Origin of the sequence: Virgibacillus necropolis (assembly GCF_002224365.1) — a bacterium.
GTDB lineage: Bacteria > Bacillota > Bacilli > Bacillales > Amphibacillaceae > Virgibacillus_F > Virgibacillus_F necropolis.
The window spans coordinates 132,626-157,810 of the sequence record NZ_CP022437.1 but is presented as its reverse complement, the minus strand read 5'-3'; the positions used below and the strand labels follow the sequence as shown (position 1 = coordinate 157,810).

Here is a 25,185-nt window from a genome sequence, read left to right as displayed (position 1 = left end):
TGTTTAGTGCCCTGCGACCGCTGTGGAAAAACACTACGCTTTCCGCGGGCTCGCGATGAGCCTCCTCGAGAAACCCACTCTGCGGGGTCTCATCGTCTTCGCTTTCCCGCAGGAGTCTCCGTGTTTTTTCTTCGCTAGGGTTGGAGCTTTACCTATAATCCTCTCCCATTCACCTCTTAACTTTACAGTGATTGGAGCGGAGGGCAGTCGACTCCTGCGGGATTATAGGCATAGGTGAGACCCCGCAGTGCGGAGCGCGAGGAGGCTCACCAGCCGCCCGCGGAAAGCGACTGCCGCCCGCGGAAATCACGTTGCTGTTATGTCGCATTTTTATCGACTATGAAGATGAAAAAGCAACAGTGTGTATGAAAACAGTCTTACACAAATAACAGAATTTGAGCCGCCAATCATAATTATAATTAAGAAAAACAACCCAGGACATGAGCTGAGCTAGAGGAGGTTAAACCAGTGCGTCAAAAATTAATAGAGTTTAGAAATGTATCGTTTCGGTATGGAGAAGAGGAGCCTTGGGTATTAAAAAATTGTAGTTTCCATATCTTTGAAAATGAGTGGGTGGCGATCATTGGTCATAATGGATCTGGTAAATCTACTATCGCTAAACTAGTGAATGGATTACTTTTTCCACAAGAGGGCCAAATCATGATTAATGGCAGGCAAGTTACAGAAGAAACTATTTGGGATATACGAAAAGATGTTGGCATGGTTTTTCAAAACCCGGATAATCAATTCGTGGGGACAACTGTTCAAGATGATGTTGCTTTTGGTATGGAGAACCGTGGTATCGCGCGCGAAGAAATGATAAAGCGTATTGACATAAATTTGAATGCAGTTGGCATGCAGGATTATCGAATGACTGAACCTCATCGACTTTCTGGCGGCCAGAAGCAGCGTGTAGCTATTGCAAGTGTATTAGCTATTTCACCCCAGGTTCTTATATTAGATGAAGCAACCGCAATGCTTGATCCAAAAGGCCGTATGGAGATCATGAACACCGTATCTAATGTACAAAAAGAGCATCAGCTTTCATTGATTACGATTACACACGATTTACAAGAGGTCGTTCAGGCAGAACGGGTAATTGTCATGAATGAAGGAGAAATATGGGACGAGGCCACCCCGCGTGAGATTTTTTCCAAAAAAACGAAGCTACGTGAAATTGGTCTTGATGTCCCATTTGTAGCCATATTAGTTGATGAATTGAAACAAATGGGCGTTCCAATTACAAATGAGGCCCTAAACCAAGAGGAATTGTTGGAGGACTTATGGACATTACATTCAAGCACGTAAGCTATATATACCAACGAAATACACCATTTTCACATAAAGCGATTGAGGATCTGTCATTCCACATACCATCAGGGTCATTCGTTGCGATCATCGGCCATACTGGATCAGGGAAATCGACGCTTATTCAACACCTGAACGGTTTAGTAATGCCGAGTGAAGGAGAAGTGACCATTGGAGGCTTCCAGTTAAAAGATGGTAACAAACCAAAGAATATGAAGGAACTTCGAAGTCGAGTCGGTGTTGTTTTTCAGTATCCGGAACATCAATTGTTTGAAGAAACGGTTGAAAAGGATATCGCTTTTGGTCCTGAGAACTTTAATGTGTCTGCTGATGAGATTAAAAAACGTATCAAACAAATAGCACCATCTGTTGGTTTAAATGAAGAGTTATTAACACGTTCCCCATTTGATCTTAGTGGAGGACAGATGCGCCGGGTGGCTATTGCAGGAGTGCTCGCGATCAAACCAGAAGTGCTGGTGCTCGATGAACCGACTGCTGGACTTGATCCTCGTGGTCAGAAGGAAATCATGGATATGTTTGATACCCTGCATCATGAACAAGGGTTAACAACGATCCTTGTTACGCACAGTATGGAGGATGCGGTTAAATATGCCGATCACGTTATTATTTTAAATAAAGGAAAGAAATATATGGAAGGTAAGCCTGAAGATGTTTTAACGCAACAGGAGGCCTTGAAAGCGGTTCAACTCGATGTTCCAGAAGCTGTCCAGTTTTTACTTTCCTATGAAAAAAAGTTTGGCATCCAAATTCCATTTCACAGACAATCAACAAAAGAAATAGCGGCAGCGATTCAGCGGACGTTAAAGGGGGCTGAATCAACATGAATAATGCATTGATTATCGGTCAGTATGTACCAGGCAAATCGCTTATCCATAAGTTGGATCCGCGTTCTAAGATAATAATTATTTTCTTTTTCGTCTTTATCGTATTTTTTGCGAATACCGTTTTAAGTTATGGAATTCTTACCTTATTTGCCTTAGCAAGTATGTTTACAACTAGAATTCCGATAAGCTACATTATTAAAGGATTAACACCAGTGTGGTTTCTAATAATCTTTACATTTTTCCTTCACCTTTTTGTGACAAAAGAAGGTACGGTCTTATTTGAAATATTTTCTTTCAATGTATACTCTGGTGCATTAATCAAAGGTTTCGCAATATCGATGCGTTTTTTCTTATTAATATTGGTAACGTCTTTACTAACCCTTACTACGACACCAATCGAAATTACCGATGCGATAGAGGATTTGCTCCATCCGTTAAAGAAAGTTAAATTTCCTGTTCATGAGTTGGCCTTGATGATGTCGATTTCCTTGCGGTTTATTCCAACTCTTATGCAAGAGACGGAAAAAATCTCTCGAGCGCAAGCTTCAAGGGGAGTTGACTTTCGTACTGGAAAAATAAAAGAACGAGTGAAAGCGGTAGTTCCTCTCTTAGTTCCCCTATTTGTAAGTGCATTTAAACGAGCAGAGGAACTAGCAATGGCAATGGAAGCACGAGGATATCAAGGTGGGGACGGTCGAACGAAACTACGAGAATTAAAAATAGAAAAGCGTGATATTGCTATCTATCTCCTGTTCGCGTGTGTTGTTGCTGGATTGCTAGTGACTCGAAATTATTAAGCTTGAAGAAAGGGGCTGGATTAAATAATGGGTAAAATTAAGTGTGTAATTAGCTATGATGGTACTAGCTTTTCAGGATTTCAAATCCAGCCCAAAAAGCGAACTGTTCATGGTGAACTGGAAAAGGCATTAAAAAAGATCCACAAAGGTGAACATATTCGATTGCAAGCTTCAGGTCGCACGGACACAGGTGTCCATGCAAAAGGACAAACCATTCATTTTGATACGCCCTTTGATATTCCAGAGGAGAATTGGAAACGAGCGCTCAACACGCTATTACCTGATGATTTATATGTACGTGAGGTAGAGAAGGTAATAGATTCATTTCATGTAAGGTATGACGTATTGGAAAAAGAGTATCGTTATTATATTTGGAATGAAAAGGAACGAGATGTGTTCAAACAGAACTATGCTTACCAGTTTCCCTTTCAGCTTGATATAGAGGCGATACAGGAAGCTTGTAACCATTTAGAAGGTGAACATGACTTTACTACGTTTTCCTCCGCTAAAGCCACTACAAAGGGCAGTAAGGTTAGAACGCTTTATCAGGTAAGCTGTGTAAAACGTGGTAGTGAGATTGAATTTATTTTCAGGGGAAGCGGTTTTCTATATAACATGGTTCGAATCATTGTCGGCGCAATGCTTGATGTTGGTCAAGGGAGAAGGCATCAGGATGATATGGTAAAACTTTTGGAACAAAAAGATCGTCAGTTATTAGGTGAAACAGTCCCCCCGCAAGGGCTTTATTTATGGAATGTCAAATATAAATGAGTAAGCTTGAAACATAAGTGGAAAATAATCCTTTTCTACTTGACATAGAGCCGTTATCTAGTATATGATGATATATGGCATTTTATTTCAAAACCATGATTAGCCCCGGAATCTAATTATGATGAAATAAACGAAAATGATTGATGTAAATTAGGAGGGAAACTATCATGCGTACAACGTTCATGGCTAAAGAAAGTAACATTGAACGCAAATGGCTTGTTGTAGATGCTGAAGGTAAACGTCTAGGTCGTCTAGCAAGTGAAGTTGCGACTTTGCTACGTGGTAAACATAAACCAACGTATACACCACATGCAGACACAGGTGATAACGTTATTATTATTAATGCAGAGAAAATCGAACTTACTGGAAATAAAATTAACGATAAAATGTATTATCGTCACTCAAACCACCCAGGTGGATTGAAAGAACGTAATGCTAACGAAATGCGTACAAAATATCCTCAGCAAATGCTTGAGCTTGCTGTTAAGGGTATGTTACCAAAAGGTCCTTTAGGCCGTAAAATGGGTAAAAAATTGCACGTATATAAAGGTTCAGAGCATAACAATCAAGCACAAAAACCAGAAGTTTACGAACTTCGCGGATAATTAAAAGGAGGTTACCCACAAATGGCACAAGTACAATACTACGGCACAGGTCGTCGTAAGAAATCAACTGCACGTGTACGTTTAGTTCCAGGCAACGGTAAAGTTGTTGTAAATGGTCGTGAAGCTCAGGCTTATTTTCCATATGACACGCAACTTCTTATTTTAAATCAACCACTTGCTATTACAGAAACACAAGGCACATACGACGTTTTAGTAAATGTTCATGGTGGAGGATTCACTGGGCAAGCTGGTGCTATCCGTCATGGTGTTGCTCGCGCTCTTTTAGAAGCAGATCCAGAATATCGCGCTTCTCTAAAACGTGAAGGATACCTAACTCGTGATTCTCGCATGAAAGAGCGTAAGAAATATGGTCTTAAAGGCGCTCGTCGTGCACCACAATTCTCAAAACGTTAATAGATCAATTTCAAATACCCTTTTTCCTTTATTGGAAAGAGGGTATTTTTTTAATGTTGAAATCTGACAAACGAAATAAGTATACTAACACCAGAAGATTAAATAACATAAGAGACTGGTTTTGTTGCTATATCCAACAAATTCGGTCTTTTTAAATTCGAATTTTAAAAAAATGATAGAATATTATCGAATGTTGCGTTAAGATTAAATTGGAATAGAAAACCATTTGAGTGTGTGTTCAAAAAGTCGCCGAATTAGAAATAAGAAGGTCGAGGCAGAGAGTTTTGAGGACCGGAACGTATGCCCTAAATACGTGAGGACCGGAAAAACCGAGTAACGAAGAGATTCGCCATTTATCATTTGGTGACTTTTTGAATATCCTCTTTAAGTAATGAAACGTAGAAAAGGAATGTAGTATATGACATACAACTTTAATCTAGTAAAATTCTTTTTTTCATTTGACGATCATTTATATCGAATTCACAAAGCCGAAAAGGTCTATAATCTATGGAAGATTAGCGGATTGCTTGTTCTTTTAAGTGTGGTTATTTACGCATGGATGGCTTCTCTTGGAATGGGCACAGATTTTATATCAAAGGATGCGATAGGACTCAGCGAATTACACTATGAACAAAGCAAATTATGGTTTATTCTAGGACGGGTTGGGTTTGCTATTTTAATGGCATTATTCCTCTTATTTGTACCTTCACTTATTTTGCATTTAGTAACAGATGTCCCTTATCAAAAAGTTATGATGATGCAACAGATCATATTGTTCGTTATGCTTATCGAACGCGTTATGTGGATTCCGTTATTCGTTAACTTTGGACTAGATTGGTATGTGTCACCGTTATCATTTGGAGTAATTGTTTCTTATTTTACAGAGGCAAGTTGGCCTGTTTACTTTTTCGGAGCCATATCACTTTTTCAGCTATGGATTATTTGGTTTCAAATAAAATACTTAGGTTATTTATCGACTATTAAAAAATATTGGATCTGGTTAAATGTTATTTCCTTACATATATTTTACTGGTTTGTCGTGGCGTTCTTAGCTTATGGTGATAGTTTGATGATAAGTAGGTGGTTTTAATGAAGCGAGGCAGACTCTTGATTACGACTATTATTCTGTTTATAGGAATTAATGTATTATTAGTCTACTTTGACGATAATGGAACAGTAGAAAGAAAATCCTATGTAAGCGAATGGTCAGAGGTTTTTAAAACAAATTTATATGAGAAAATGAATAAAGCTGGTGTGCTTACTTCAACCGCTGCGAATGATGTGTATTTTGACAAAAGCTTAGGAAACTTTCAGGAGTTTTTAATTGAAGAAGGGGCAGAAGTTAACCAGGGTGATCAACTATATACATATCGTGTTAATGATTATTATGATACGAAGGCATATTTAACAAATGAAATGTCTAGAATAAATGGAGAAGTTACGGCCATTGAGACTGCTATTTCCGAAATTTCTAACTATCAAATCCCACGTGTTCAGGTACCACGTATCTCACCTGATGGTACTGATGAGGAAAATAGTGATATCATAGTACCATCACCTCCACCAATTGAAGCGGAATATATGCAAGAGCAATATCTCATAGAAAAAGAAAAGGAATTAGCTAGAGCAAGAGCGCAACTTGAGAGTGTTCAGTCACAATTAACAGAGCTTGAGGCTGGAGGAGATTCTATAACAGTGGTGAGTCCTTATCAAGGAAAGGCTACGGTAGTTTCTAAAGCCTTAGATGATCCGATTATTACAATATCTTCAACTACTTTACATGTCATTGGCGAACTAACAGAACAGGAACGTACGGTAATAAAAAATGATATGCCAGTAGAGGTTACAATTAATGAAAGTAATTCTACCTTAAAAGGGTCTGTCACATCTATTAGTGACTTGCCAAAAGAAGTTGAATTACATGATAATAGTGAATATCCATTTAGCGTTTCTTTTGAAGAAGGTGCTGAGGTAGAAAGCTTACTTCCTGGGTATCATGCAAATTTAACTATTACAACGAAACAATCAAAAGGTGCCACGGCTTTATTTGAAGATGCAATTTTTGGTAATTCAATTTGGAAAATGACCTCCAATGGCAAACTGCACGTTCAAAAAGTTGAAACTGGTTTAGAGATGGCCAGTATGCAGGAGATAATAAAAGGAGCAAAAGTGGGAGAGTGGATTGCAAAAGAGCCAGAGTCCGAGTTTCGTTCTGGTGCCACTTTTGTAACGCCATTAAAGTTTAGTGAGGTTCCGTGGAGTGATACATTCAATTATGATAAGAAAAACTGGAGCAAGTATGTTGTTATGGGGATTTTATCGAGATAAATGAAATCCGTTTATTTTCCCGTTATAAGTGGAATAGTTGTAGAGAAGGGAGGGTATAAACTATATGGAATTAGTTTATATAGGCGTCTTATTATGCGCTTTAGGGTTTGGAATTATTGCTATATTTGTTGCTAAAGTTTTGAAACGGATATCTAATACACTTGAGTCTTTAGGCAAAACCTTAGGAGAGGTAGAAACAAAACTGCAATACATAACAGCTGAAATCGAACTTACAATTAAAGAAACAGATAAAATAGTTGATGACGTTGAACAGAAGCTTAAAGCTACAGATAGTCTTTTCGATACGCTTGAAAATGTAGGGCAATCTGTAAGTAATTTAAATACAGTTTTACATCATCAAACAAAAAATATCTCAACTAATAAAGCGTTACAGCAAGCTGCCCCGATTGCTCACAGTATTCAGTGGAGTGAGGTTGCCTTTCGTTTATTTACTAAATGGAAAGATCCAAGCAAGAAACCAAAGTTTAACGTGAAAAGTTAATAAAGGAAAGAGGGATAGATATGAGTCTAGCTGGATTAGGCGTATTAATTATTGGCTTAGCTTTTGCTGCCTTAGCGTTATTTTTGGTAAAGGTACTAAATAACTTAGCAGCGGTGCTTGATGGTGTCGATAAAACGGTAGAACAACTTCCTCATCAAATAGATGAGGTGTTAAAAGAAACAAGTGGTCTAATTCGCCATAGTAATGATACACTTGCAGATGTTAATGAAAAATTAAGAGGGCTAAGTCCTTTGTTTTATATAATTGGTGATGTCGGAGAAGCATCGAGGAAGCTATCTTCATCCTTTATGGATGCAAGTTCTTCACTCAAAAATAAATCAACTGAGGTAGAACACAAATATCTAGGTAGCGTTTACGGATCAGTTGCATTAGGATATTATTGGCTTAGAAAAGGTAAGAAGCGAAAAGGATCTGAATCTAACCTTTATAAGAATGGCAATAAGCGCGCTGATAAAATAAAAATGATCAAAAATAACGTAAAATCAGACGTGAATAAATAGTTACTTCAACTCAAAAACCCTCAAGACCAATTTTATGGTCCTGAGGGTTTTTGTTATTTTTGAACCCGCACTTTAAGTGCCTTTTTTCTTTGAAATAAATAGTAGCTTAAAGTCAACGCACCATATAAGCCTTCAAGGTTATGTCGTTCGGTGAATTTTTTGCCATCCTCAGTACCTGTTTTCATTGACGTTGTAGCATCAACAAGTGAAGAAGATAGTTTTTGTGTGCCTCTACCAGCATCACCAATAATAGAAAATAAAGGGCTTAATTCCTTAACTTGATTGTTCACCTTAGTAAGAGTCTCCGTGCTAGCTTGGAGTGTGTTTTTAGTCTGATCAGTGATCAAGTTTATATTGTGTGGAAGTTCATCGGTTGTTTTTTGTACACTAAAAAACAAATTAGACAAATTATTAAGTGGTTTAATTAATACTAGTACTAATACAGCAAATGCAACTCCAATTACAAGTACACCAATTCCTAACCAATCCATTTTACCTGGCCTCCTTTTTTCTTATTATTTTCTTTTACTAGTACCACTATACCAAAGAAACAAAACGTCACAAAGTGTGAACCCTGAAATTTCCTATGTCATATATGTTTATCTTGTCCCATACAATAGTGAAAGCAGATTGATAAGGAGCGGGATGAATGAAACGACTAGGAAATGTAGTAATTTGGTGCTTCGGCTTTGCGGTATTACTGGTATTGATCAGTCAGCCAATCGGAAGTCCAGTAAGTACATGGAGTTCATGGTCACTACCACTTGCAGGAAAAACAATTGTTCTTGACCCTGGTCATGGAGGGCCTGATGGTGGTGCGGTTGGGAAGGATAAAACCTTAGAGAAAGGAATCACACTTACCGTTGCAAAAAAACTACAAAATTACTTACAACAGACTGGTGCGGTTGTTTATTTAACGCGAAATAAAGACACGGATTTGGCTGATTCCAATACGAAAGGCCTGGCACGACGTAAGGCTGAGGATATTCGAAATCGTCTCCAGATGATAAAGGATAAAGAGGCAGACTTTTTTATATCCGTTCATTTAAATGCATTACCTTCAACTAAATGGAGTGGGGCTCAAACCTTTTATTATCCAAAATCAGATAAAAGCAAACATCTAGCTAAACTGATTCAAGCTGAAATCATTCGTAACTTAGAAAACACGGATCGAACTGCGCTTCCATTAAAGGGGATGTATTTATTAAAGCATGCCGAAGCACCAGGTGCGCTTGTTGAAATTGGTTTTTTATCAAATGAACAAGAACGCGAATTGTTAAAGAAAGATGACTACCAAGAAAAAATGGCTGCAAGCATTTATGAAGGGGTATTACGTTATGTAACAGAGGATGTAGAAGAGGATAAGGACGAATAGTAGGAAAGATCATTCGTAGACGCTTATCACTTAGATTTTACCTGATTTATGTTATACTAGCGTTGGATAGTGTTATACAGTCAATGCTAGTAAAGGGAAGGTGACACATTTTGTTGACAAATGAAGAAATAATACAACTACTTAATCCTGTAAAGGACCCGTTTTTACATAGAACGCTAGAAGAAACTGGCGGCGTGAAAGAAATTATTATAAAAGAAGATAAAAAGCATGTCAGTGTAAAGATAGGAATTGGAAAAACGAATACTGCTGAACAGATGCAATTACAACAAGAGATTGTTGGTATATTAAAGAAAAGTGGCGTTACTACAGTCGGGCTTCGATTTGAAGAATTGCCAGAAGAAATTATTAAAAAATACCAGCCTGCTGTTGAAGAGGAGCAAGAGGCGTCCTTGATGGGTGGAAGTAAAGGAACGAAATTTATTGCTGTGGCTAGTGGTAAAGGTGGAGTAGGTAAATCTACAGTAACCGTAAACCTTGCAATGTCATTAATGCGTCTTGGTAAAAAGGTAGGAATTATTGATGCTGATATTTACGGGTTCAGTATCCCGGATATGATGGGTGTAGAAAATCGTCCTGCAGTTCGCGGTGAAAAAATAATTCCAGTCGAACGTTTTGGTGTAAAGGTTATCTCGATGGGATTCTTTGTAGAGGACAACTCACCTATTATTTGGCGTGGACCAATGCTTGGGAAGATGTTGAGTAGCTTTTTTAAAGAGGTAGAATGGGGCGACTTAGATTACCTTCTGCTTGACCTGCCACCTGGTACTGGCGATATCGCGATGGATGTACATGAAATGCTACCTACGTGTAAAGAAGTTATTGTAACTACTCCACATCCAACTGCTGCATTTGTAGCGGCTCGTGCTGGGCAAATGGCATTAAAAACGGATCATGAAATTCTTGGTGTTGTGGAAAACATGGCCTATTTTGAAAGTAAAAAAACGGGTGAGAAAGAGTACGTTTTCGGTCAAGGTGGAGGTGAAAAGCTTGCCGAGGTACTAAAAACAAAAGTCCTTGGTCAGCTACCGTTGCAACAACCTTATGAGGAAGAGGATGAATTTGCCCCATCTATTTATCAAGTAGATCATCCGATAGGAAAAGAATACCATAAAATTGCAGCAAAAATTATTGCAAAAGTAGAAGAATAAGAAAAGCGCAAGCGCCTTGAAAGACACGACAATTTTAAGACGAATCGCTTAGTGATGGTTGTTATCACAAAGCGATTTGACTTAAAACCTCGAGTGGCTAAGCGCTGAATTTAGACAGATAATCGCTAAAATTTTATACTTTCTTTGCTCTAAAAAAAGAGGTGGCTAAATTTACTTTAGTCACCTTTTCTGCGTGCCCTGAAAAAAACTATTCACCACCGCCGCCAGCGCCCTCACCTTCACTACCACCCTGTGGTTTTTCCTTGCCTTGCTTACCCTTCTGTTGTTCAGAAGCGGCTTTTAACAGGATGTCTTGAATTTTAGCTTGGAATACAGGGGTTTCCAATGTCTTTTGTATGGACTCTTCTAATTGTGCGGTGAATTCTTGGCTTTTCATTGCTTCTATCATTTGTTTAGTAACTTCCGGATTTTTCAGTAGTTCAAGCATTTGCTTTTGATATTCTGCATCGTTCATTAATGATTTTATTAATTTCTTATGTTGCTCTGACATCGACTTTGCATAAGTTTCCACGAATTTTGGGTCCTCAAAAAGCTTTTTCCACATTTCTTTGCCTTTTTCAGAGGAGAGAGCATCATTAATGGCGCTTTTCACGACGTTGGCATCTATGACTAAACTTTCTTTCATTTTTTCGTCTTTTAATATCTCTTGTAAAGCCTTTTTTCCATCTTCGGTTTGAAGTATATCAACAACCATTTTTTTCGTTGCTTCATAATCAACCTCTTTACTTGCTGCACTCTCATTCGTACAAGCGCTAAGTGTTAAACAAGTAAGTCCAATAAATAATACAAATAATAACCGAAGCATCTTCCAATCCTCCTTCCTCTACACGGTTAATATGCGAGAAAGGGGAGAAAAATATGCACTTCCTTAAGGAAAAATGCTGTTATTCGTGGTAAAATACGGATGGAAGTAAATTAAAAGCATAGATAATTGTAAAGTGCGTGTTCAAAAAGTCGGCAAATTAGAAACAAGAAGTTCAAGGCGCGAATATTTTGAGGCGGGAACGTATGCTTTTAATACGTGAGGACCGGAAAAATTGAGCAACGAAGAAATTCGCCGTTTATCATTTGGTGACTTTTTGAACAACCTCTAACAGTGAATATATCGTTATTTTTGGTAGGAGGACATATAGTGAATAGTCGTAAATGGGTAGGGTTGTTTTTAAAAACATTAATTCTCGGGGAATAGCGGGTCTTATTACCAGTTTTTTTGTAAAAACAGCATCCTACACAAGCGTATTAAATCCAATTGATTCTTTTGAATTATTAGGTGTTGTTCTTTTCTTTCTAGGATTAGGGTTTGTATTTAGTTTAGTTAGCCAGACTGGCTTTTTTGCTTATTTATTTATTAACCAATTTGGTTTAGGGTTATTTCGTTCATTTTGGCCCACTGTCCAGATGTTGCTAATCGCATTTGTTGTTTTTGACTTAGTTTACTTTCCGTACAATTCTACAGATAGTGAAGGTTCCTTGATTGCATATATTTTAATGGCTGCAGCTATTTTGGTATATGGACTAGTAATTGCCAAAATTAAAGCTAAACAGACCAATCAGCGTGCATTTATACCGGCATTGTTTTTGATGGTTGTGATGACTTCTGTTGAATGGGTTCCAGGTCTCAGAACAAGCGGAACTGATTATGCTTGGTTAATGATAGTGCCGTTACTTGTTTGTAATACATATCAATTATTGGTTTTACACAGATTGACAAATCCAGAACAAAAAGAAAATGTGAAATCTGAAATAAAATAAGATACGCATTGAAGCACAAGGAACTTCGAAATAGTGAGGTTCCTTGTGCTTTTTTTAAAAGATAAAAGAATTATTGTCTAGCGCAAGCGCCCAGCCCCTCGAGATTTAGCTTAAACTTGTCGGTGCTGCTGATCAAGGCGTTTGTGCTTTTCTTATTCTGCAAGTTTTGATTTGGAATGCGCTTGGTTGTAAAGCTCTGTTACAGAGACGAATTGAAATCCTTTATTTTTAAGCCCTGGTAATATGTCCTCAAGAGCTTTAGCTGTTTGTTTTACAGAATCAGAAGCATGAAGTAAAATAACATCCCCGTTTGACGTTTCCTTCATAATGGTATCCACGATTTGTTGTGTGCCAGGGTTTTCCCAGTCATCTGCATCCACTCTCCAATGGACAACTTTTAATCCCAGTTCTTCAGCTAACTCGATGATTTCTTTGTTTATATGACCACTTGGTGCACGCATTAGCGTAATATTTTCATATCCTAGCTTTTTAAAGATCTCTTTTGCATACAGTATATCCTTTCTTACTTTACCTATTTCCTGATCAAGATAACTTTTATAACGGTATCCAAGCATTCCTAGCTCATGATTGCCGTCTTTAATTTTTTCAAGTATATCTGGATGTCTTTCGGCCCATTCCCCGCTGACAAAGAAAGTAGCCTGTACATCATGGGTCTTTAATTGTTTTAGAATGTCAAATACCTTTTCTTCTCCCCAGCTAATGTTAAATGTTAAGGCAATATTATTTTCTTTAGAATTTCCTTTCACAAATGCTGCGGGCTCATCTGATGATGAAAATACAGAAAAATTACCAGTACTTTCAGACCAAATGACTGTAGCTGTAATTAGTGCAAATAAAGCAATATAAAAAATTTTTTTCCACTTTGAAAAACGCCATACATACAAATAACTCATCTTACCCCTCCTATACTCTTGTATTTAGTTTATGAATGGGAATGGATAATATGAACAAGCTATTATGTATAAGAAGTAAAAAGAATAATGGAGAAGGATGAAAGAAGGAGAAAACAGGGAATAAGGTGTAGAGTTAAGAGTTTAAGTCTAATTATGTCGTTTATGGATTGTCCGTATAGTCGACTAAATCAACCGACTTAATTCTACATTTTTTACGAATAATGTTACATATAGATAGAGCGGCAAAATTAATAGCTAAATGGCTTGAGAGGTTTGAGGTGAACTAAATGTTAGGATTATTAATAAATGATATGGAACAAAAGGAAATTGAATACCTTGTGAAACGTGAAATGGAAGAATTATTGATGGATTTGGAGGACAATCGAATTGACCAGATGGTAAAGCAGTCAATGAGAGAAAGGTACTCGCTTTTATTCCAGTTATTTCGCCGAGTTGCTAGCGAAAAAGAATGTTTGAAATATATGCCTAAGCGCTCCAATAACCAATAATAAATCGGATATTTTAGGGAAGCTAGTGGAAGGTTGCAAATAAGCAAACCGCTAGTTTCTTTTTTAATACCATGAAAAAAAGTGTTTTTTTGTTTATTATGTTGAAATCGTGTAGAAAATGTGCTATATTATTTCTTGTTGTCAGCAAGTTTTTTAATAAAATGAAGTTCTTATGAAAAAGATTTTAATTGATTTAAGAAAACTATTGACAATCATTCGTATACATGGTAAATTATATCTTGTCGCCAAAAACGACAAAGGATTTAATTGCTCCTTGAAAACTGAACAAAACAACCAAGTATGTAAGTAACGAAACAAAGCTAAGACAATTGATAAAATCGATTGGTGTCGATTTTATTCAAACTTTTTTGGAGAGTTTGATCTTGGCTCAGGACGAACGCTGGCGGCGTGCCTAATACATGCAAGTCGAGCGCGGGAAGCAAGCAATCACTCTTCGGGGTGTGAGCTTGTGGAACGAGCGGCGGACGGGTGAGTAACACGTGGGCAACCTACCTGTAAGATTGGGATAACCTCGGGAAACCGGAGCTAATACCGAATAATACTTTTTATCACATGATAGAAAGTTGAAAGGCGGCTTTTGCTGTCACTTACAGATGGGCCCGCGTCGCATTAGCTAGTTGGTGGGGTAATGGCCTACCAAGGCGACGATGCGTAGCCGACCTGAGAGGGTGATCGGCCACACTGGGACTGAGACACGGCCCAGACTCCTACGGGAGGCAGCAGTAGGGAATCTTCCGCAATGGACGAAAGTCTGACGGAGCAACGCCGCGTGAGTGATGAAGGTTTTCGGATCGTAAAACTCTGTTGTTAGGGAAGAACAAGTATCGTTCGAATAGGGCGGTACCATGACGGTACCTAACCAGAAAGCCCCGGCTAACTACGTGCCAGCAGCCGCGGTAATACGTAGGGGGCAAGCGTTGTCCGGAATTATTGGGCGTAAAGCGCTCGCAGGCGGTCTTTTAAGTCTGATGTGAAAGCCCACGGCTTAACCGTGGAGGGTCATTGGAAACTGGAGGACTTGAGTACAGAAGAGGAGAGTGGAATTCCACGTGTAGCGGTGAAATGCGTAGAGATGTGGAGGAACACCAGTGGCGAAGGCGACTCTCTGGTCTGTAACTGACGCTGAGGAGCGAAAGCGTGGGGAGCGAACAGGATTAGATACCCTGGTAGTCCACGCCGTAAACGATGAGTGCTAGGTGTTAGGGGGTTTCCGCCCCTTAGTGCTGAAGTTAACGCATTAAGCACTCCGCCTGGGGAGTACGGCCGCAAGGCTGAAACTCAAAAGAATTGACGGGGGCCCGCACAAGCGGTGGAGCATGTGGTTTAATTCGAAGCAACGCGAAGAACCTTACCAGGTCTTGACATCCTCTGATAGCGATAGAGATATCGTGTTCCCTTCGGGGACAGAGTGACAGGTGGTGCATGGTTGTCGTCAGCTCGTGTCGTGAGATGTTGGGTTAAGTCCCGCAACGAGCGCAACCCTTGATCTTAGTTGCCAGCATTCAGTTGGGCACTCTAAGGTGACTGCCGGTGACAAACCGGAGGAAGGTGGGGATGACGTCAAATCATCATGCCCCTTATGACCTGGGCTACACACGTGCTACAATGGATGGAACAAAGGGACGCGAAGCCGCGAGGTGTAGCAAATCCCATAAAACCATTCTCAGTTCGGATTGTAGGCTGCAACTCGCCTACATGAAGCCGGAATCGCTAGTAATCGCGGATCAGCATGCCGCGGTGAATACGTTCCCGGGCCTTGTACACACCGCCCGTCACACCACGAGAGTTGGCAACACCCGAAGTCGGTGAGGTAACCTTTATGGAGCCAGCCGCCGAAGGTGGGGCCAATGATTGGGGTGAAGTCGTAACAAGGTAGCCGTATCGGAAGGTGCGGCTGGATCACCTCCTTTCTAAGGAATATAAAAAAGCGAAAACGACCGTTTAGCGGCGTACGGATAGATAAGATCTTGAAAATCTCCCTGCACTTTGGGAGATTGAAAAGAGATTAACTATACGCTAGCTGCTGGGAGTTGTAGCTGGATTATTAACGGAAAATCGGTGACGCTTGTCGTCATCGATAAGACCTGCCATTGGTAGGCCTTGCATACATGGTTGTTTGTTCAGTTTTGAGGGATTAATTTTTCCTTCCATAATATATAGATGGGCCTGTAGCTCAGCTGGTTAGAGCGCACGCCTGATAAGCGTGAGGTCGGTGGTTCGAGTCCACTCAGGCCCACCATCTATAATTCATATGGGGCCTTAGCTCAGCTGGGAGAGCGCCTGCCTTGCACGCAGGAGGTCAGCGGTTCGATCCCGCTAGGCTCCATTTTGTACCTTGAAAACTAAATAAGAGCAAGATAGACAACGACATCAAAAACGTAAGTTCTTAATCATGAAGATAGTTAAGTGAAGAAGAGCGCACGGTGAATGCCTTGGCACTAGGAGCCGATGAAGGACGGGACTAACACCGATATGCCTCGGGGAGTCGTAAGTAGACTTTGATCCGAGGATTTCCGAATGGGGAAACCCACTGTTCGTAATGGAGCAGTACGCGTATCTGAATACATAGGATACGCGTGGCAGACCCGGGGAACTGAAACATCTCATTACCCGGAGGAAGAGAAAGCAAATGCGATTTCCTAAGTAGCGGCGAGCGAAACGGAATCAGCCCAAACCAGAAAGCTTGCTTTCTGGGGTTGTAGGACACTCCATTGGAGTTACAAAGAAATTCTTTAGATGAATCGATCTGGAACGATCAGCCATAGCGGGTAAGAGCCCTGTAATCGAAAAAGAGTTTCCTCCGGAGTGGATCCTGAGTACGGCGGAACACGAGAAATTCCGTCGGAATCTGGGAGGACCATCTCCCAAGGCTAAATACTACCTAGTGACCGATAGTGAACCAGTACCGTGAGGGAAAGGTGAAAAGCACCCCGGAAGGGGAGTGAAAGAGATCCTGAAACCGTGCGCTTACAAGTAGTCGAAGCCCGTTAATGGGTGACGGCGTACCTTTTGTAGAATGGACCGGCGAGTTACGATCGTATGCGAGGTTAAGTGGAAGACACGGAGCCGCAGCGAAAGCGAGTCTGAATAGGGCGAATTAGTATGCGGTCGTAGACCCGAAACCGTGTGATCTACCCATGTCCAGGGTGAAGGTCAGGTAACACTGACTGGAGGCCCGAACCCACGTATGTTGAAAAATGCGGGGATGAGGTGTGGGTAGGGGTGAAATGCCAATCGAACACGGAGATAGCTGGTTCTCTCCGAAATAGCTTTAGGGCTAGCCTCAGGCAGATGCGTACTGGAGGTAGAGCACTGATTGGACTAGGGGCCCTCACCGGGTTACCGAATTCAGTCAAACTCCGAATGCCAGCTACGTAAGCCTGGGAGTCAGACTATGGGTGATAAGGTTCATAGTCGAAAGGGAAACAGCCCAGACCGCCAGCTAAGGTCCCAAAGTATACGTTAAGTGGAAAAGGATGTGGAGTTGCCCAGACAACCAGGATGTTGGCTTAGAAGCAGCCATCATTTAAAGAGTGCGTAATAGCTCACTGGTCGAGTGACTCTGCGCCGAAAATGTACCGGGGCTAAACGTATCACCGAAGCTGCGGATTGTTCTATGAACAATGGTAGGAGAGCGTTCGAAGTGCAGTGAAGTCAGACCGTGAGGACTGGTGGAGCGCTTCGAAGTGAGAATGCCGGTATGAGTAGCGAAAAAAGAGTGAGAATCTCTTTCACCGAAAGCCCAAGGTTTCCTGAGGAAGGCTCGTCCGCTCAGGGTTAGTCGGGACCTAAGCCGAGGCCGACAGGCGTAGGCGATGGACAACAGGTAGATATTCCTGTACCACCTCATGAACGTTTGAACGATGGGGGGACGCAGTAGGATAAGGAATGCGCACGATTGGAAATGTGCGCCCAAGCAGCAAGGGAGTTGGATTGGCAAATCCGTCCAACAATTCTGAGCTGTGATGGGGAGGGAACTAAAGTACCGAAGTTCTGGATTTCACACTGCCAAGAAAAGCCTCTAGTGAGTTCATAGGTGCCCGTACCGCAAACCGACACAGGTAGGCGAGGAGAGAATCCTAAGGTGATCGGGAGAACTCTCGTTAAGGAACTCGGCAAAATGACCCCGTAACTTCGGGAGAAGGGGTGCTCCTTTAAGGAGGAGCCGCAGTGAATAGGCCCAAGCGACTGTTTAGCAAAAACACAGGTCTCTGCGAAGCCGAAAGGCGAAGTATAGGGGCTGACACCTGCCCGGTGCTGGAAGGTTAAGGGGAAAGGTTAGCACCTTCGGGTGCGAAGCTTAGAACCGAAGCCCCAGTAAACGGCGGCCGTAACTATAACGGTCCTAAGGTAGCGAAATTCCTTGTCGGGTAAGTTCCGACCCGCACGAAAGGTGCAACGACTTGGGCACTGTCTCAACGAGAGACCCGGTGAAATTATACTATGCGTGAAGATGCGCATTACCCGCGACAGGACGGAAAGACCCCGTGGAGCTTTACTGTAGCCTGATATTGAATGTTGGTACAGCTTGTACAGGATAGGTGGGAGCCTTGGAAACCGGAGCGCTAGCTTCGGTGGAGGCATCCGTGGGATACCACCCTGGCTGTACGGACCTTCTAACCCAGGACCGTAATCCGGTTCGGAGACAGTGTCAGGCGGGCAGTTTGACTGGGGCGGTCGCCTCCTAAAGAGTAACGGAGGCGCCCAAAGGTTCCCTCAGAATGGTTGGAAATCATTCGTAGAGTGTAAAGGCAGAAGGGAGCTTGACTGCGAGACCTACAAGTCGAGCAGGGACGAAAGTCGGGCTTAGTGATCCGGTGGTTCCGCATGGAAGGGCCATCGCTCAACGGATAAAAGCTACCCCGGGGATAACAGGCTTATCTCCCCCAAGAGTTCACATCGACGGGGAGGTTTGGCACCTCGATGTCGGCTCATCGCATCCTGGGGCTGTAGTCGGTCCCAAGGGTTGGGCTGTTCGCCCATTAAAGCGGTACGCGAGCTGGGTTCAGAACGTCGTGAGACAGTTCGGTCCCTATCCGTCGTGGGCGCTGGAAGTTTGAGAGGAGCTGTCCTTAGTACGAGAGGACCGGGATGGACACACCGCTGGTGTACCAGTTGTTCCGCCAGGAGCATAGCTGGGTAGCTACGTGTGGAAAGGATAAGTGCTGAAAGCATCTAAGCATGAAGCCCCCCTCAAGATGAGACTTCCCATCACTTTCGAGTGAGTAAGATCCCTCAGAGACGATGAGGTTGATAGGTTCGAGGTGGAAGCGTGGTGACACGTGCAGCTGACGAATACTAATCGATCGAGGACTTAACTAACAATTCTTGATGTCACTATTACGCTCTTATTTAGTTTTTAGGGTACAAATGATACCTTTTTACATGAAATTGTCTGGTAGTAATAGCGGAGAAGTCACACCTGTTCCCATACCGAACACAGTAGTTAAGCTCTCCAGCGCCGATGGTAGTTAGGACTTTGTCCTTGCAAGAGTAGGACGCCGCCAGGCAGTTTTTTTATATACTTTTTTATAACGTGGATTCAAATCGAACGAGGAATGTTCTTCGTAACGAGCAGGACCAAGTTAGATTGTACTACTATGATTCTTTATTTAAGATTATTCCACAGTAGCTTGATCGAACGGTTTATGTTTGATCATGCGAGGAATGTATTGTGTGACGAGCAGGCCCAAGCTAGATTGTACTACTATGATTCACTATTTAAGATTATTCCACAGTAGCTCAGTGGTAGAGCTATCGGCTGTTAACCGATCGGTCGTAGGTTCGAATCCTACCTGTGGAGCCATATTTAAGCTTCCATAGCTCAGCAGGTAGAGCACTTCCATGGTAAGGAAGGGGTCAGCAGTTCGAATCTGCTTGGAAGCTCTTTTCCTTTAATATCAACGTTTGTGAGATTTTAAAGCTGGTAAATTGGAAAGTGCTCTAGCGCAGACCCTTTTAACTTTCACAGATTACACATAAAAGACCACAAGCCACTTTTTCATTGAGTAGGAAAATTACTCTTTGGAAAGGTGGCTCTATTCTAATTCGGCGACTTTTATAGAAAGATGATTTTTGTGGATTGTTAAAAAATGGCTATCAACTTTTGTGAAAGTTAATAGCTATTTTGTTTGGTAATGATTTTTGTATTTAATTTTCTTTACATTATAATCCTGATCCAACATTTGAGCAATTTTTTAATCTACTACTTCAAGATAGTGACCATATACTTCCATCGTGGTACCGATATTGAAATGTCCAAGACGTTTGGATATGGAGTGGATATTTAATCCTTTGTTGATTAAGTCTGTTGCTGTAGTATGCCGTAAATCGTGAATACATTTCTTTTTAGAAAAAATTCCCCAGAAGAATAAAATGTTTCACAATACTTAACAACAGTAGAAACAAAAGAGGGAAAACTGAAATAGAATAAGTCAATTTATGACGGGAAGTACAATTATCAATCTTTGAATATATTTTTCGGTTCAGGGAGTCAAGTTGAGCTGTTACCAGGAGGTTATTAAATGACCAATTTACCGATATTATTTGTAATTGCATTTGTTGTAACAATTTTCGAGGTGTTCTTAGCTATCTATCTAATCAAAAAGCAAAATATTAAGCCCTCAAGAGCATTATTTATGTCCGTGCCAAGCGTAGTGATTATTTGGTTTGTGGCAATTATAGCCTCATAGAAAACAATGAATTGATTTACGTATTTTTTGGGGTAGAATATGGCAGTTCCCTCCGAGTACTTAAGCTTTGCAGGGTGAACGCTATATAAGAGAAGCGAGCGTGTACTTTCAAGCTGGTTTTTACCAAGACTTTCATTCGTATTATAATCCTTCGTCTGCTCCATCTGTTGCATAATGTTACGACCAAGCAGAATAATATCTTACAATTATTTTGACTAAAAACCGCATGTTTGGAAAATAATGATTAACATGCTCTTAAAAAATAACAAAAAAACTGGATTTACCCTTTACAAAGGGAGAGAATCTGTATATAATAAAATTCGTTGGTTTTCGACATTAAACAAATAATAAACATTGAAAATTAATCTAGGCCCGTTGGTCAAGTGGTTAAGACACCGCCCTTTCACGGCGGTATCACGGGTTCGAATCCCGTACGGGTCACCAATTTTAATAAAGGCATGTTAAAATCGTGACGTCCTGTTGCAATACATGCACTTGCACATCCTGTGCTTTGGAGGATTAGCTCAGCTGGGAGAGCACCTGCCTTACAAGCAGGGGGTCGCAGGTTCGAACCCTGCATCCTCCACCATTTTTTGTATTATATTAAGCCGGCCTAGCTCAACTGGTAGAGCAACTGACTTGTAATCAGTAGGTTGGGGGTTCAAGTCCTCTGGCCGGCACCATTTTTTATGTATAAGATTTGAAAATGTGGTAATTATATGGAGGGGTAGCGAAGTGGCTAAACGCGGCGGACTGTAAATCCGCTCCCTCAGGGTTCGGCAGTTCGAATCTGCCCCCCTCCACCATTTATATATTGGGCTATAGCCAAGCGGTAAGGCAGCAGGTTTTGATCCTGTCATTCCCAGGTTCGAATCCTGGTAGCCCAGCCATTATAACTTATATGATCACCTTGTGTATCAACTTCACCACGGTAAATACGTGGTTTTTGTATGTAACGAGCCATTAGCTCAGTTGGTAGAGCAAGCCGTTAACTTCCTGATTTACTACTATGTACAGGCTTGCGAGGAGTGCGACTTCTTGAATTTGCTTGCAACACGACGAGCATCTAGGACGAATGCTTCTTATCATAAACAAAATATTTTCATACGAGCCATTAGCTCAGTTGGTAGAGCATCTGACTTTTAATCAGAGGGTCGAAGGTTCGAATCCTTCATGGCTCATCACTTATTAGATGAAAAGAATTCTAGCAATGGGACATAATACATAGTATAATTGCAAGTAAACAAGGTCGTTATGAAATTACACAACCTTGTTTATTTGCATTTTGCGCTATTTTTTTACATAATAGATAGAGTAAATTTAATATCTAACAAAAAAAGTAAAGAAAAACTTATTATATATTGATACACAAAAGGATGATTTTGTATGAATACTTCTAGAATTCCTGGCTTCTATAATATGACTGTAGAAGAGCGCAGAAAGATACTTGCTGAGCAAGCTGGCTTTACGAAAGAAGAAACAGCTCATCTTTCTCAAGCGAATCCATTATCTCTTGATACAGCAGATAATATGATAGAAAATGTTATAGGAACTTATCAGTTGCCACTAGGGTTAGGATTAAACTTTCTTATAAACGGGAAAGAATATGTAGTACCTATGGCTATTGAAGAACCATCTGTTGTGGCATCTGCGAGTTATATTGCAAAGCTTGTTCGAAATGCTGGTGGGTTTACAACCGAAGCTACCGATAGAATTATGATCGGTCAGATTCAAGTAGTTGGATGCTCTGATTTCGATTTAGCTAAGAAAGCACTTTTGAGAGAGAAAGACATGCTTTTAGAGGGAGCCAATGCAGCTTACCCTAGTATCGTCGCTAGAGGCGGCGGAGCGCAGGATTTAGAAGTACGCATACTAAATGATGATTCAGGTTCAAAATATGGCCAGATGCTTGTGTTACATCTGTATATTAATACATGTGATGCAATGGGTGCCAATATAATTAATACCATGGTTGAAGCCCTTGCACCAGTTGTAGAAGATTTAACAAAAGGAAAAGTATATTTGAGAATTCTTTCCAATTTGGCGGATAGATGTATGGCACGTGCTAAATGTGTGATACCACCAGAATTATTAGCGTCTGGTGATTATTCCGGTGAAGAAGTACGAGATGGAGTAGTGCATGCTTATGAGTTCGCAGCATCTGATCCATATCGTGCAGTTACCCATAATAAAGGAATCATGAATGGGATTGACCCAATAGTAATCGCAACAGGAAATGATTGGCGTGCAGTTGAAGCTGGAGCACATGCTTATGCGGCGCGTTTTGGTAAATATAGTTCGATGACAGATTGGTATGCTGATGATGAAGGTAATCTGGTTGGTGAACTTGAGTTACCTATGTCTGTCGGAACTGTTGGCGGTTCGATTCGTGTCCACCCAATCTCGCAAATTGCTCATAAGATGTTAGGTGTAGAATCTGCCCAAGAATTAGCACAGGTTATTGTATCAGTAGGTCTAGCGCAAAACCTGGGTGCTTTAAAAGCTTTAGTGACGGATGGTATCCAAAAGGGTCATATGGCTTTACATTCCCGCTCTGTGGCGATGGCGGCAGGGGCTAAAGGAGAGCTGATTGATATCATTGCTGAACAATTAATTAATGAAAAAGAAATCCGTGTGGGGAAAGCTAAAGAATTGGTGGCAAAGACTAAAAGATGAGTGTAGAGAAAGCAACAACTTCAGAACAAACAGCTGTCGGAATAGCTCATAGTAAATTAATTTTAATTGGGGAACATGCGGTTGTACACGGACAACCAGCTATCGCCATTCCCTTCCCTTTAGTTGGGGTAGAGGCGCTTGTAGATAATGTACCAGGTGCAGTTAAAATAGATAGTACGTTTTATCATGGACCAATCGATAAGGCACCTATTTCTCTTGACGGTGTGGTTAACTGTATTAACGCAACTTTAAATTATTTAGAAATACCACGTAATGACCTGTTGATTCGGATTAAGTCATCGATACCACCTGGGAAAGGGCTTGGATCAAGTGCTTCAGTTGCAATTGCTGTTGTTCGGTCTTTATTTGACCATGCAGATCAAGAGCTGACAGAAGAGACGCTATTAATGCTAGCAAATATTTCAGAGACCTATGCACATGGCGCACCTAGTGGAATTGATACACTCACGATTACATCACAATCGCCTGTGTGGTATGAGAAAGATATTCCATTCCACTTTATTAAACCAAATGCTGACTTCCACTTTATTGTGGCGGATTCGGGTCGAAAAGGTGATACACGATTGGCTGTTGAATCGGTGGCAGAGTTACTAAAATCTGGCCCTAAGAAAATTCAAGCTAGTCTTGATCGGATTGGTGACATAACACATCAAGCAAGAAGAGCTCTTGAAAAAGCCAGTAAACAACTTTTAGGAAAAACATTAAACGAAGCACAAAAAGAACTAGAAGCACTAGGTGTAAGTGATGCAGGACTAAACAGGCTAATTTATATTGCTCGTCAAGGGGGAGCCCTTGGTGCCAAATTAACAGGTGGCGGAAATGGTGGATGTATTATTGCTTTGGCTCGCAATGAAGCCCACTCTAAACAACTCTGTGAAAAACTAAAGGGCTTTGGTGCTCATGCAGTATGGCCGTTTGTATTACGGAAGCAAAAGTAAGGGATAGTTAATAGAAATGGGGACTATGGATGAAAGCAACGGCAAAGGCACATACCAACATTGCCTTGATTAAATATTGGGGAAAGCGCGATGAGTCGTTGATTTTACCAATGAATAACAGTCTTTCTTTAACTTTAGATGCTTTTTATACAGAGACAACTGTAACATTTAATCGTGAACTAGAAGAGGATAAATTTTATTTAGACAACGAAATAATTTTAGGAGATCAATATACAAAAGTCTCCAAGTTTCTTGATTTAATTAGAAATTATGCGGATAGTCCTTTGTTTGCGGAAGTCCATTCGACAAATGCGGTCCCGACTGCGGCAGGTTTCGCTTCATCAGCGTCTGGTTTTGCAGCACTTGCAGCAGCTGCTACACGTGCATTAGATTTAAATCTTGACAATCAGACCTTATCCCGCCTTACACGGCAAGGATCAGGTTCTGCATGTCGGTCAATCTATGGTGGTTTTGTAGAGTGGGAAAAAGGTGTAGAAGATGATGGATCTGATTCCTATGCTGTGCCTATAACTCCACAAGATCATTGGGATGTTCGCGTCGCCGCGGTTGTTTTATCATCTGATATGAAAAAGGTTTCTAGCCGCGTAGGAATGAAAAGAACAGTAGAGACTTCACCATTTTATTCCGGATGGGTGGATAGCATTCCTAGTGATCTAATGCAAATCAAAACTGCGATACAGAATCGAGACTTTGAAAAAATGGGTAAAATTGCCGAGGCGAATTGCCAAAAGATGCATGCGACAACATTAGGCGCTAACCCACCATTTACGTATTGGCACGATACAACGTTAACTGTTATGCAAACCGTCCAAGCATTACGCGAGAAAGGTATTCTTGCTTATTTCACTATTGATGCTGGTCCAAACGTAAAAGTTCTTTATCAACCAGAAAACGAAGAGATAGTCCATCAAACACTCCGGAAAATACCTGGTGTATCAAACGTGATTTTAAGTCGTTCAGGTCAGGGAGTCACCTATCAATAGGG

Annotated in this window: 22 protein-coding genes, 10 tRNA genes and 3 rRNA genes; 31 read left to right on the top strand and 4 right to left on the bottom strand. The window is 40.9% G+C overall.

Annotated features, from left to right (window positions below; all coding sequences use genetic code 11):
* Positions 1–468: 468 nt before the first annotated feature.
* The 10 genes from CFK40_RS00815 (at position 469) to CFK40_RS00770 (ending at position 8,091) form a co-directional block, all read left to right on the top strand.
* Positions 469–1,308 (top strand): energy-coupling factor ABC transporter ATP-binding protein, encoded by an 840-nt coding sequence (locus CFK40_RS00815; protein WP_089530227.1) that lies wholly within the window; start codon positions 469–471, stop codon positions 1,306–1,308.
* Positions 1,284–2,153 carry an energy-coupling factor ABC transporter ATP-binding protein gene (locus tag CFK40_RS00810; protein WP_089530226.1) on the top strand — a complete coding sequence of 290 codons (870 nt, stop codon included), beginning with the start codon at positions 1,284–1,286 and terminating at the stop codon, positions 2,151–2,153. The genes CFK40_RS00815 and CFK40_RS00810 overlap by 25 nt, the downstream gene beginning before the upstream one ends.
* Positions 2,150–2,950, top strand: coding sequence for an energy-coupling factor transporter transmembrane component T family protein (locus CFK40_RS00805; RefSeq protein WP_089530225.1), 801 nt, complete (start codon positions 2,150–2,152; stop codon positions 2,948–2,950). Before CFK40_RS00810 ends, CFK40_RS00805 begins: the two co-directional genes overlap by 4 nt.
* A 27-nt stretch (positions 2,951–2,977) precedes the next feature.
* Positions 2,978–3,721, top strand: coding sequence for a tRNA pseudouridine(38-40) synthase TruA (truA, locus tag CFK40_RS00800; RefSeq protein ID WP_089530224.1), 744 nt, complete (start codon positions 2,978–2,980; stop codon positions 3,719–3,721).
* A 167-nt stretch (positions 3,722–3,888) separates the two neighbouring features.
* The gene (gene rplM, locus CFK40_RS00795; RefSeq protein WP_089530223.1) at positions 3,889–4,326 is read left to right on the top strand and encodes a 50S ribosomal protein L13; all 438 of its coding nucleotides are present in this window, start codon (positions 3,889–3,891) and stop codon (positions 4,324–4,326) included.
* 21 nt (positions 4,327–4,347) lie between these two features.
* Entirely contained in the window at positions 4,348–4,740 is a 393-nt protein-coding gene (rpsI, locus tag CFK40_RS00790) for a 30S ribosomal protein S9 (protein ID WP_089530222.1), read from the top strand.
* Between the two features lie 418 nt (positions 4,741–5,158).
* Entirely contained in the window at positions 5,159–5,830 is a 672-nt protein-coding gene (locus CFK40_RS00785) for a hypothetical protein (RefSeq protein WP_089530221.1), read from the top strand.
* On the top strand, positions 5,830–7,068 hold the full coding sequence (locus CFK40_RS00780) for an efflux RND transporter periplasmic adaptor subunit (protein WP_089530220.1): 1,239 nt from the start codon (positions 5,830–5,832) through the stop codon (positions 7,066–7,068). The genes CFK40_RS00785 and CFK40_RS00780 overlap by 1 nt, the downstream gene beginning before the upstream one ends.
* A 64-nt stretch (positions 7,069–7,132) precedes the next feature.
* On the top strand, positions 7,133–7,570 hold the full coding sequence (locus CFK40_RS00775) for a DUF948 domain-containing protein (RefSeq protein WP_089530219.1): 438 nt from the start codon (positions 7,133–7,135) through the stop codon (positions 7,568–7,570).
* Positions 7,571–7,590: 20 nt separating this feature from the next.
* On the top strand, positions 7,591–8,091 hold the full coding sequence (locus CFK40_RS00770) for a DUF948 domain-containing protein (protein WP_089530218.1): 501 nt from the start codon (positions 7,591–7,593) through the stop codon (positions 8,089–8,091).
* 53 nt (positions 8,092–8,144) lie between these two features.
* On the opposite strand, the gene CFK40_RS00765 is transcribed toward CFK40_RS00770, so the two are convergent.
* A complete protein-coding gene (locus CFK40_RS00765; RefSeq protein ID WP_089530217.1) occupies positions 8,145–8,582 on the bottom strand; it encodes a DUF948 domain-containing protein in 438 nt (145 codons plus the stop codon).
* A 158-nt stretch (positions 8,583–8,740) separates the two neighbouring features.
* On the opposite strand from CFK40_RS00765, the gene cwlD reads away from it, so the two are divergent.
* Together cwlD and CFK40_RS00755 are read left to right on the top strand one after the other, a co-directional pair.
* Positions 8,741–9,466 (top strand): N-acetylmuramoyl-L-alanine amidase CwlD, encoded by a 726-nt coding sequence (gene cwlD / locus CFK40_RS00760; protein WP_089530216.1) that lies wholly within the window; start codon positions 8,741–8,743, stop codon positions 9,464–9,466.
* 110 nt (positions 9,467–9,576) lie between these two features.
* On the top strand, positions 9,577–10,635 hold the full coding sequence (locus CFK40_RS00755; protein WP_089530215.1) for an Mrp/NBP35 family ATP-binding protein: 1,059 nt from the start codon (positions 9,577–9,579) through the stop codon (positions 10,633–10,635).
* Between the two features lie 208 nt (positions 10,636–10,843).
* Here the strand turns inward: CFK40_RS00755 and gerD are convergent, their stop codons facing one another.
* Positions 10,844–11,461, bottom strand: coding sequence for a spore germination lipoprotein GerD (gene gerD, locus CFK40_RS00750; RefSeq protein WP_089530214.1), 618 nt, complete (start codon positions 11,459–11,461; stop codon positions 10,844–10,846).
* A 341-nt stretch (positions 11,462–11,802) separates the two neighbouring features.
* Here gerD and CFK40_RS00745 point away from each other — a divergent pair, with 341 nt between their 5' ends.
* Complete coding sequence (locus CFK40_RS00745) at positions 11,803–12,408, top strand: KinB-signaling pathway activation protein (RefSeq protein ID WP_319418016.1); 606 nt, start codon at positions 11,803–11,805, stop codon at positions 12,406–12,408.
* A 152-nt stretch (positions 12,409–12,560) separates the two neighbouring features.
* Here CFK40_RS00745 and pdaB read toward each other — a convergent pair whose 3' ends face one another.
* The gene (gene pdaB, locus CFK40_RS00740) at positions 12,561–13,322 is read right to left on the bottom strand and encodes a polysaccharide deacetylase family sporulation protein PdaB (RefSeq protein WP_089530213.1); all 762 of its coding nucleotides are present in this window, start codon (positions 13,320–13,322) and stop codon (positions 12,561–12,563) included.
* A gap of 287 nt (positions 13,323–13,609) precedes the next feature.
* Here pdaB and CFK40_RS00735 point away from each other — a divergent pair, with 287 nt between their 5' ends.
* The 8 genes from CFK40_RS00735 (at position 13,610) to CFK40_RS00700 (ending at position 19,738) form a co-directional block, all read left to right on the top strand.
* The gene (locus tag CFK40_RS00735; protein WP_089530212.1) at positions 13,610–13,831 is read left to right on the top strand and encodes a hypothetical protein; all 222 of its coding nucleotides are present in this window, start codon (positions 13,610–13,612) and stop codon (positions 13,829–13,831) included.
* A 365-nt stretch (positions 13,832–14,196) separates the two neighbouring features.
* Positions 14,197–15,762, top strand: a 16S ribosomal RNA gene (locus CFK40_RS00730).
* A gap of 252 nt (positions 15,763–16,014) precedes the next feature.
* Positions 16,015–16,091 (top strand) — tRNA-Ile (locus CFK40_RS00725).
* 14 nt (positions 16,092–16,105) lie between these two features.
* Positions 16,106–16,178 (top strand) — tRNA-Ala (locus tag CFK40_RS00720).
* Positions 16,179–16,252: 74 nt separating this feature from the next.
* Positions 16,253–19,174, top strand: a 23S ribosomal RNA gene (locus tag CFK40_RS00715).
* 72 nt (positions 19,175–19,246) lie between these two features.
* Positions 19,247–19,362 (top strand): 5S ribosomal RNA (gene rrf, locus CFK40_RS00710).
* The 16S, 23S and 5S rRNA genes sit together here with 4 tRNA genes alongside, the layout of an rRNA operon.
* A 221-nt stretch (positions 19,363–19,583) precedes the next feature.
* Positions 19,584–19,658, top strand: a tRNA-Asn gene (locus tag CFK40_RS00705).
* A 7-nt stretch (positions 19,659–19,665) separates the two neighbouring features.
* A tRNA-Thr gene (locus tag CFK40_RS00700) sits at positions 19,666–19,738 on the top strand.
* A 311-nt stretch (positions 19,739–20,049) separates the two neighbouring features.
* Here CFK40_RS00700 and CFK40_RS21450 read toward each other — a convergent pair.
* Positions 20,050–20,136, bottom strand: coding sequence for a hypothetical protein (locus CFK40_RS21450; RefSeq protein ID WP_264371400.1), 87 nt, complete (start codon positions 20,134–20,136; stop codon positions 20,050–20,052).
* A gap of 240 nt (positions 20,137–20,376) precedes the next feature.
* On the opposite strand from CFK40_RS21450, the gene CFK40_RS20865 reads away from it, so the two are divergent.
* The 10 genes from CFK40_RS20865 to mvaD all read left to right on the top strand — a co-directional run bounded on the left by CFK40_RS20865 (position 20,377) and on the right by mvaD (position 25,183).
* Positions 20,377–20,544: a hypothetical protein gene (locus CFK40_RS20865; RefSeq protein WP_161493806.1), complete on the top strand. Its 168-nt coding sequence runs from the start codon at positions 20,377–20,379 to the stop codon at positions 20,542–20,544.
* Positions 20,545–20,913: 369 nt separating this feature from the next.
* Positions 20,914–20,988 (top strand) — tRNA-Glu (locus CFK40_RS00690).
* 69 nt (positions 20,989–21,057) lie between these two features.
* Positions 21,058–21,133, top strand: a tRNA-Val gene (locus CFK40_RS00685).
* Between the two features lie 18 nt (positions 21,134–21,151).
* Positions 21,152–21,227 (top strand) — tRNA-Thr (locus CFK40_RS00680).
* Positions 21,228–21,265: 38 nt separating this feature from the next.
* A tRNA-Tyr gene (locus tag CFK40_RS00675) sits at positions 21,266–21,350 on the top strand.
* A 9-nt stretch (positions 21,351–21,359) separates the two neighbouring features.
* Positions 21,360–21,434: transfer RNA gene (locus CFK40_RS00670), tRNA-Gln, on the top strand.
* Between the two features lie 218 nt (positions 21,435–21,652).
* Positions 21,653–21,725 (top strand) — tRNA-Lys (locus CFK40_RS00665).
* Positions 21,726–21,930: 205 nt separating this feature from the next.
* On the top strand, positions 21,931–23,220 hold the full coding sequence (locus tag CFK40_RS00660; protein ID WP_089530211.1) for a hydroxymethylglutaryl-CoA reductase, degradative: 1,290 nt from the start codon (positions 21,931–21,933) through the stop codon (positions 23,218–23,220).
* Positions 23,217–24,179, top strand: coding sequence for a mevalonate kinase (mvk, locus tag CFK40_RS00655; RefSeq protein ID WP_089530210.1), 963 nt, complete (start codon positions 23,217–23,219; stop codon positions 24,177–24,179). Before CFK40_RS00660 ends, mvk begins: the two co-directional genes overlap by 4 nt.
* A gap of 29 nt (positions 24,180–24,208) precedes the next feature.
* Positions 24,209–25,183 (top strand): diphosphomevalonate decarboxylase, encoded by a 975-nt coding sequence (mvaD, locus tag CFK40_RS00650; RefSeq protein WP_089530209.1) that lies wholly within the window; start codon positions 24,209–24,211, stop codon positions 25,181–25,183.
* Positions 25,184–25,185 lie beyond the last annotated feature (2 nt).

Coding starts and splice junctions, on each gene's coding strand:
- CFK40_RS00810 (WP_089530226.1), top strand. CDS start 1,284: ATGGACATTACATTCAAGCACGTAAGCTATATATACCAACGAAATACA.
- CFK40_RS00805 (WP_089530225.1), top strand. CDS start 2,150: ATGAATAATGCATTGATTATCGGTCAGTATGTACCAGGCAAATCGCTT.
- truA (WP_089530224.1), top strand. CDS start 2,978: ATGGGTAAAATTAAGTGTGTAATTAGCTATGATGGTACTAGCTTTTCA.
- rplM (WP_089530223.1), top strand. CDS start 3,889: ATGCGTACAACGTTCATGGCTAAAGAAAGTAACATTGAACGCAAATGG.
- rpsI (WP_089530222.1), top strand. CDS start 4,348: ATGGCACAAGTACAATACTACGGCACAGGTCGTCGTAAGAAATCAACT.
- CFK40_RS00785 (WP_089530221.1), top strand. CDS start 5,159: ATGACATACAACTTTAATCTAGTAAAATTCTTTTTTTCATTTGACGAT.
- CFK40_RS00780 (WP_089530220.1), top strand. CDS start 5,830: ATGAAGCGAGGCAGACTCTTGATTACGACTATTATTCTGTTTATAGGA.
- CFK40_RS00775 (WP_089530219.1), top strand. CDS start 7,133: ATGGAATTAGTTTATATAGGCGTCTTATTATGCGCTTTAGGGTTTGGA.
- CFK40_RS00770 (WP_089530218.1), top strand. CDS start 7,591: ATGAGTCTAGCTGGATTAGGCGTATTAATTATTGGCTTAGCTTTTGCT.
- CFK40_RS00765 (WP_089530217.1), bottom strand. CDS start 8,582: ATGGATTGGTTAGGAATTGGTGTACTTGTAATTGGAGTTGCATTTGCT.
- cwlD (WP_089530216.1), top strand. CDS start 8,741: ATGAAACGACTAGGAAATGTAGTAATTTGGTGCTTCGGCTTTGCGGTA.
- gerD (WP_089530214.1), bottom strand. CDS start 11,461: ATGCTTCGGTTATTATTTGTATTATTTATTGGACTTACTTGTTTAACA.
- CFK40_RS00745 (WP_319418016.1), top strand. CDS start 11,803: ATGGGTAGGGTTGTTTTTAAAAACATTAATTCTCGGGGAATAGCGGGT.
- pdaB (WP_089530213.1), bottom strand. CDS start 13,322: ATGAGTTATTTGTATGTATGGCGTTTTTCAAAGTGGAAAAAAATTTTT.
- CFK40_RS00735 (WP_089530212.1), top strand. CDS start 13,610: ATGTTAGGATTATTAATAAATGATATGGAACAAAAGGAAATTGAATAC.
- CFK40_RS20865 (WP_161493806.1), top strand. CDS start 20,377: ATGACCAATTTACCGATATTATTTGTAATTGCATTTGTTGTAACAATT.
- CFK40_RS00660 (WP_089530211.1), top strand. CDS start 21,931: ATGAATACTTCTAGAATTCCTGGCTTCTATAATATGACTGTAGAAGAG.
- mvk (WP_089530210.1), top strand. CDS start 23,217: ATGAGTGTAGAGAAAGCAACAACTTCAGAACAAACAGCTGTCGGAATA.
- mvaD (WP_089530209.1), top strand. CDS start 24,209: ATGAAAGCAACGGCAAAGGCACATACCAACATTGCCTTGATTAAATAT.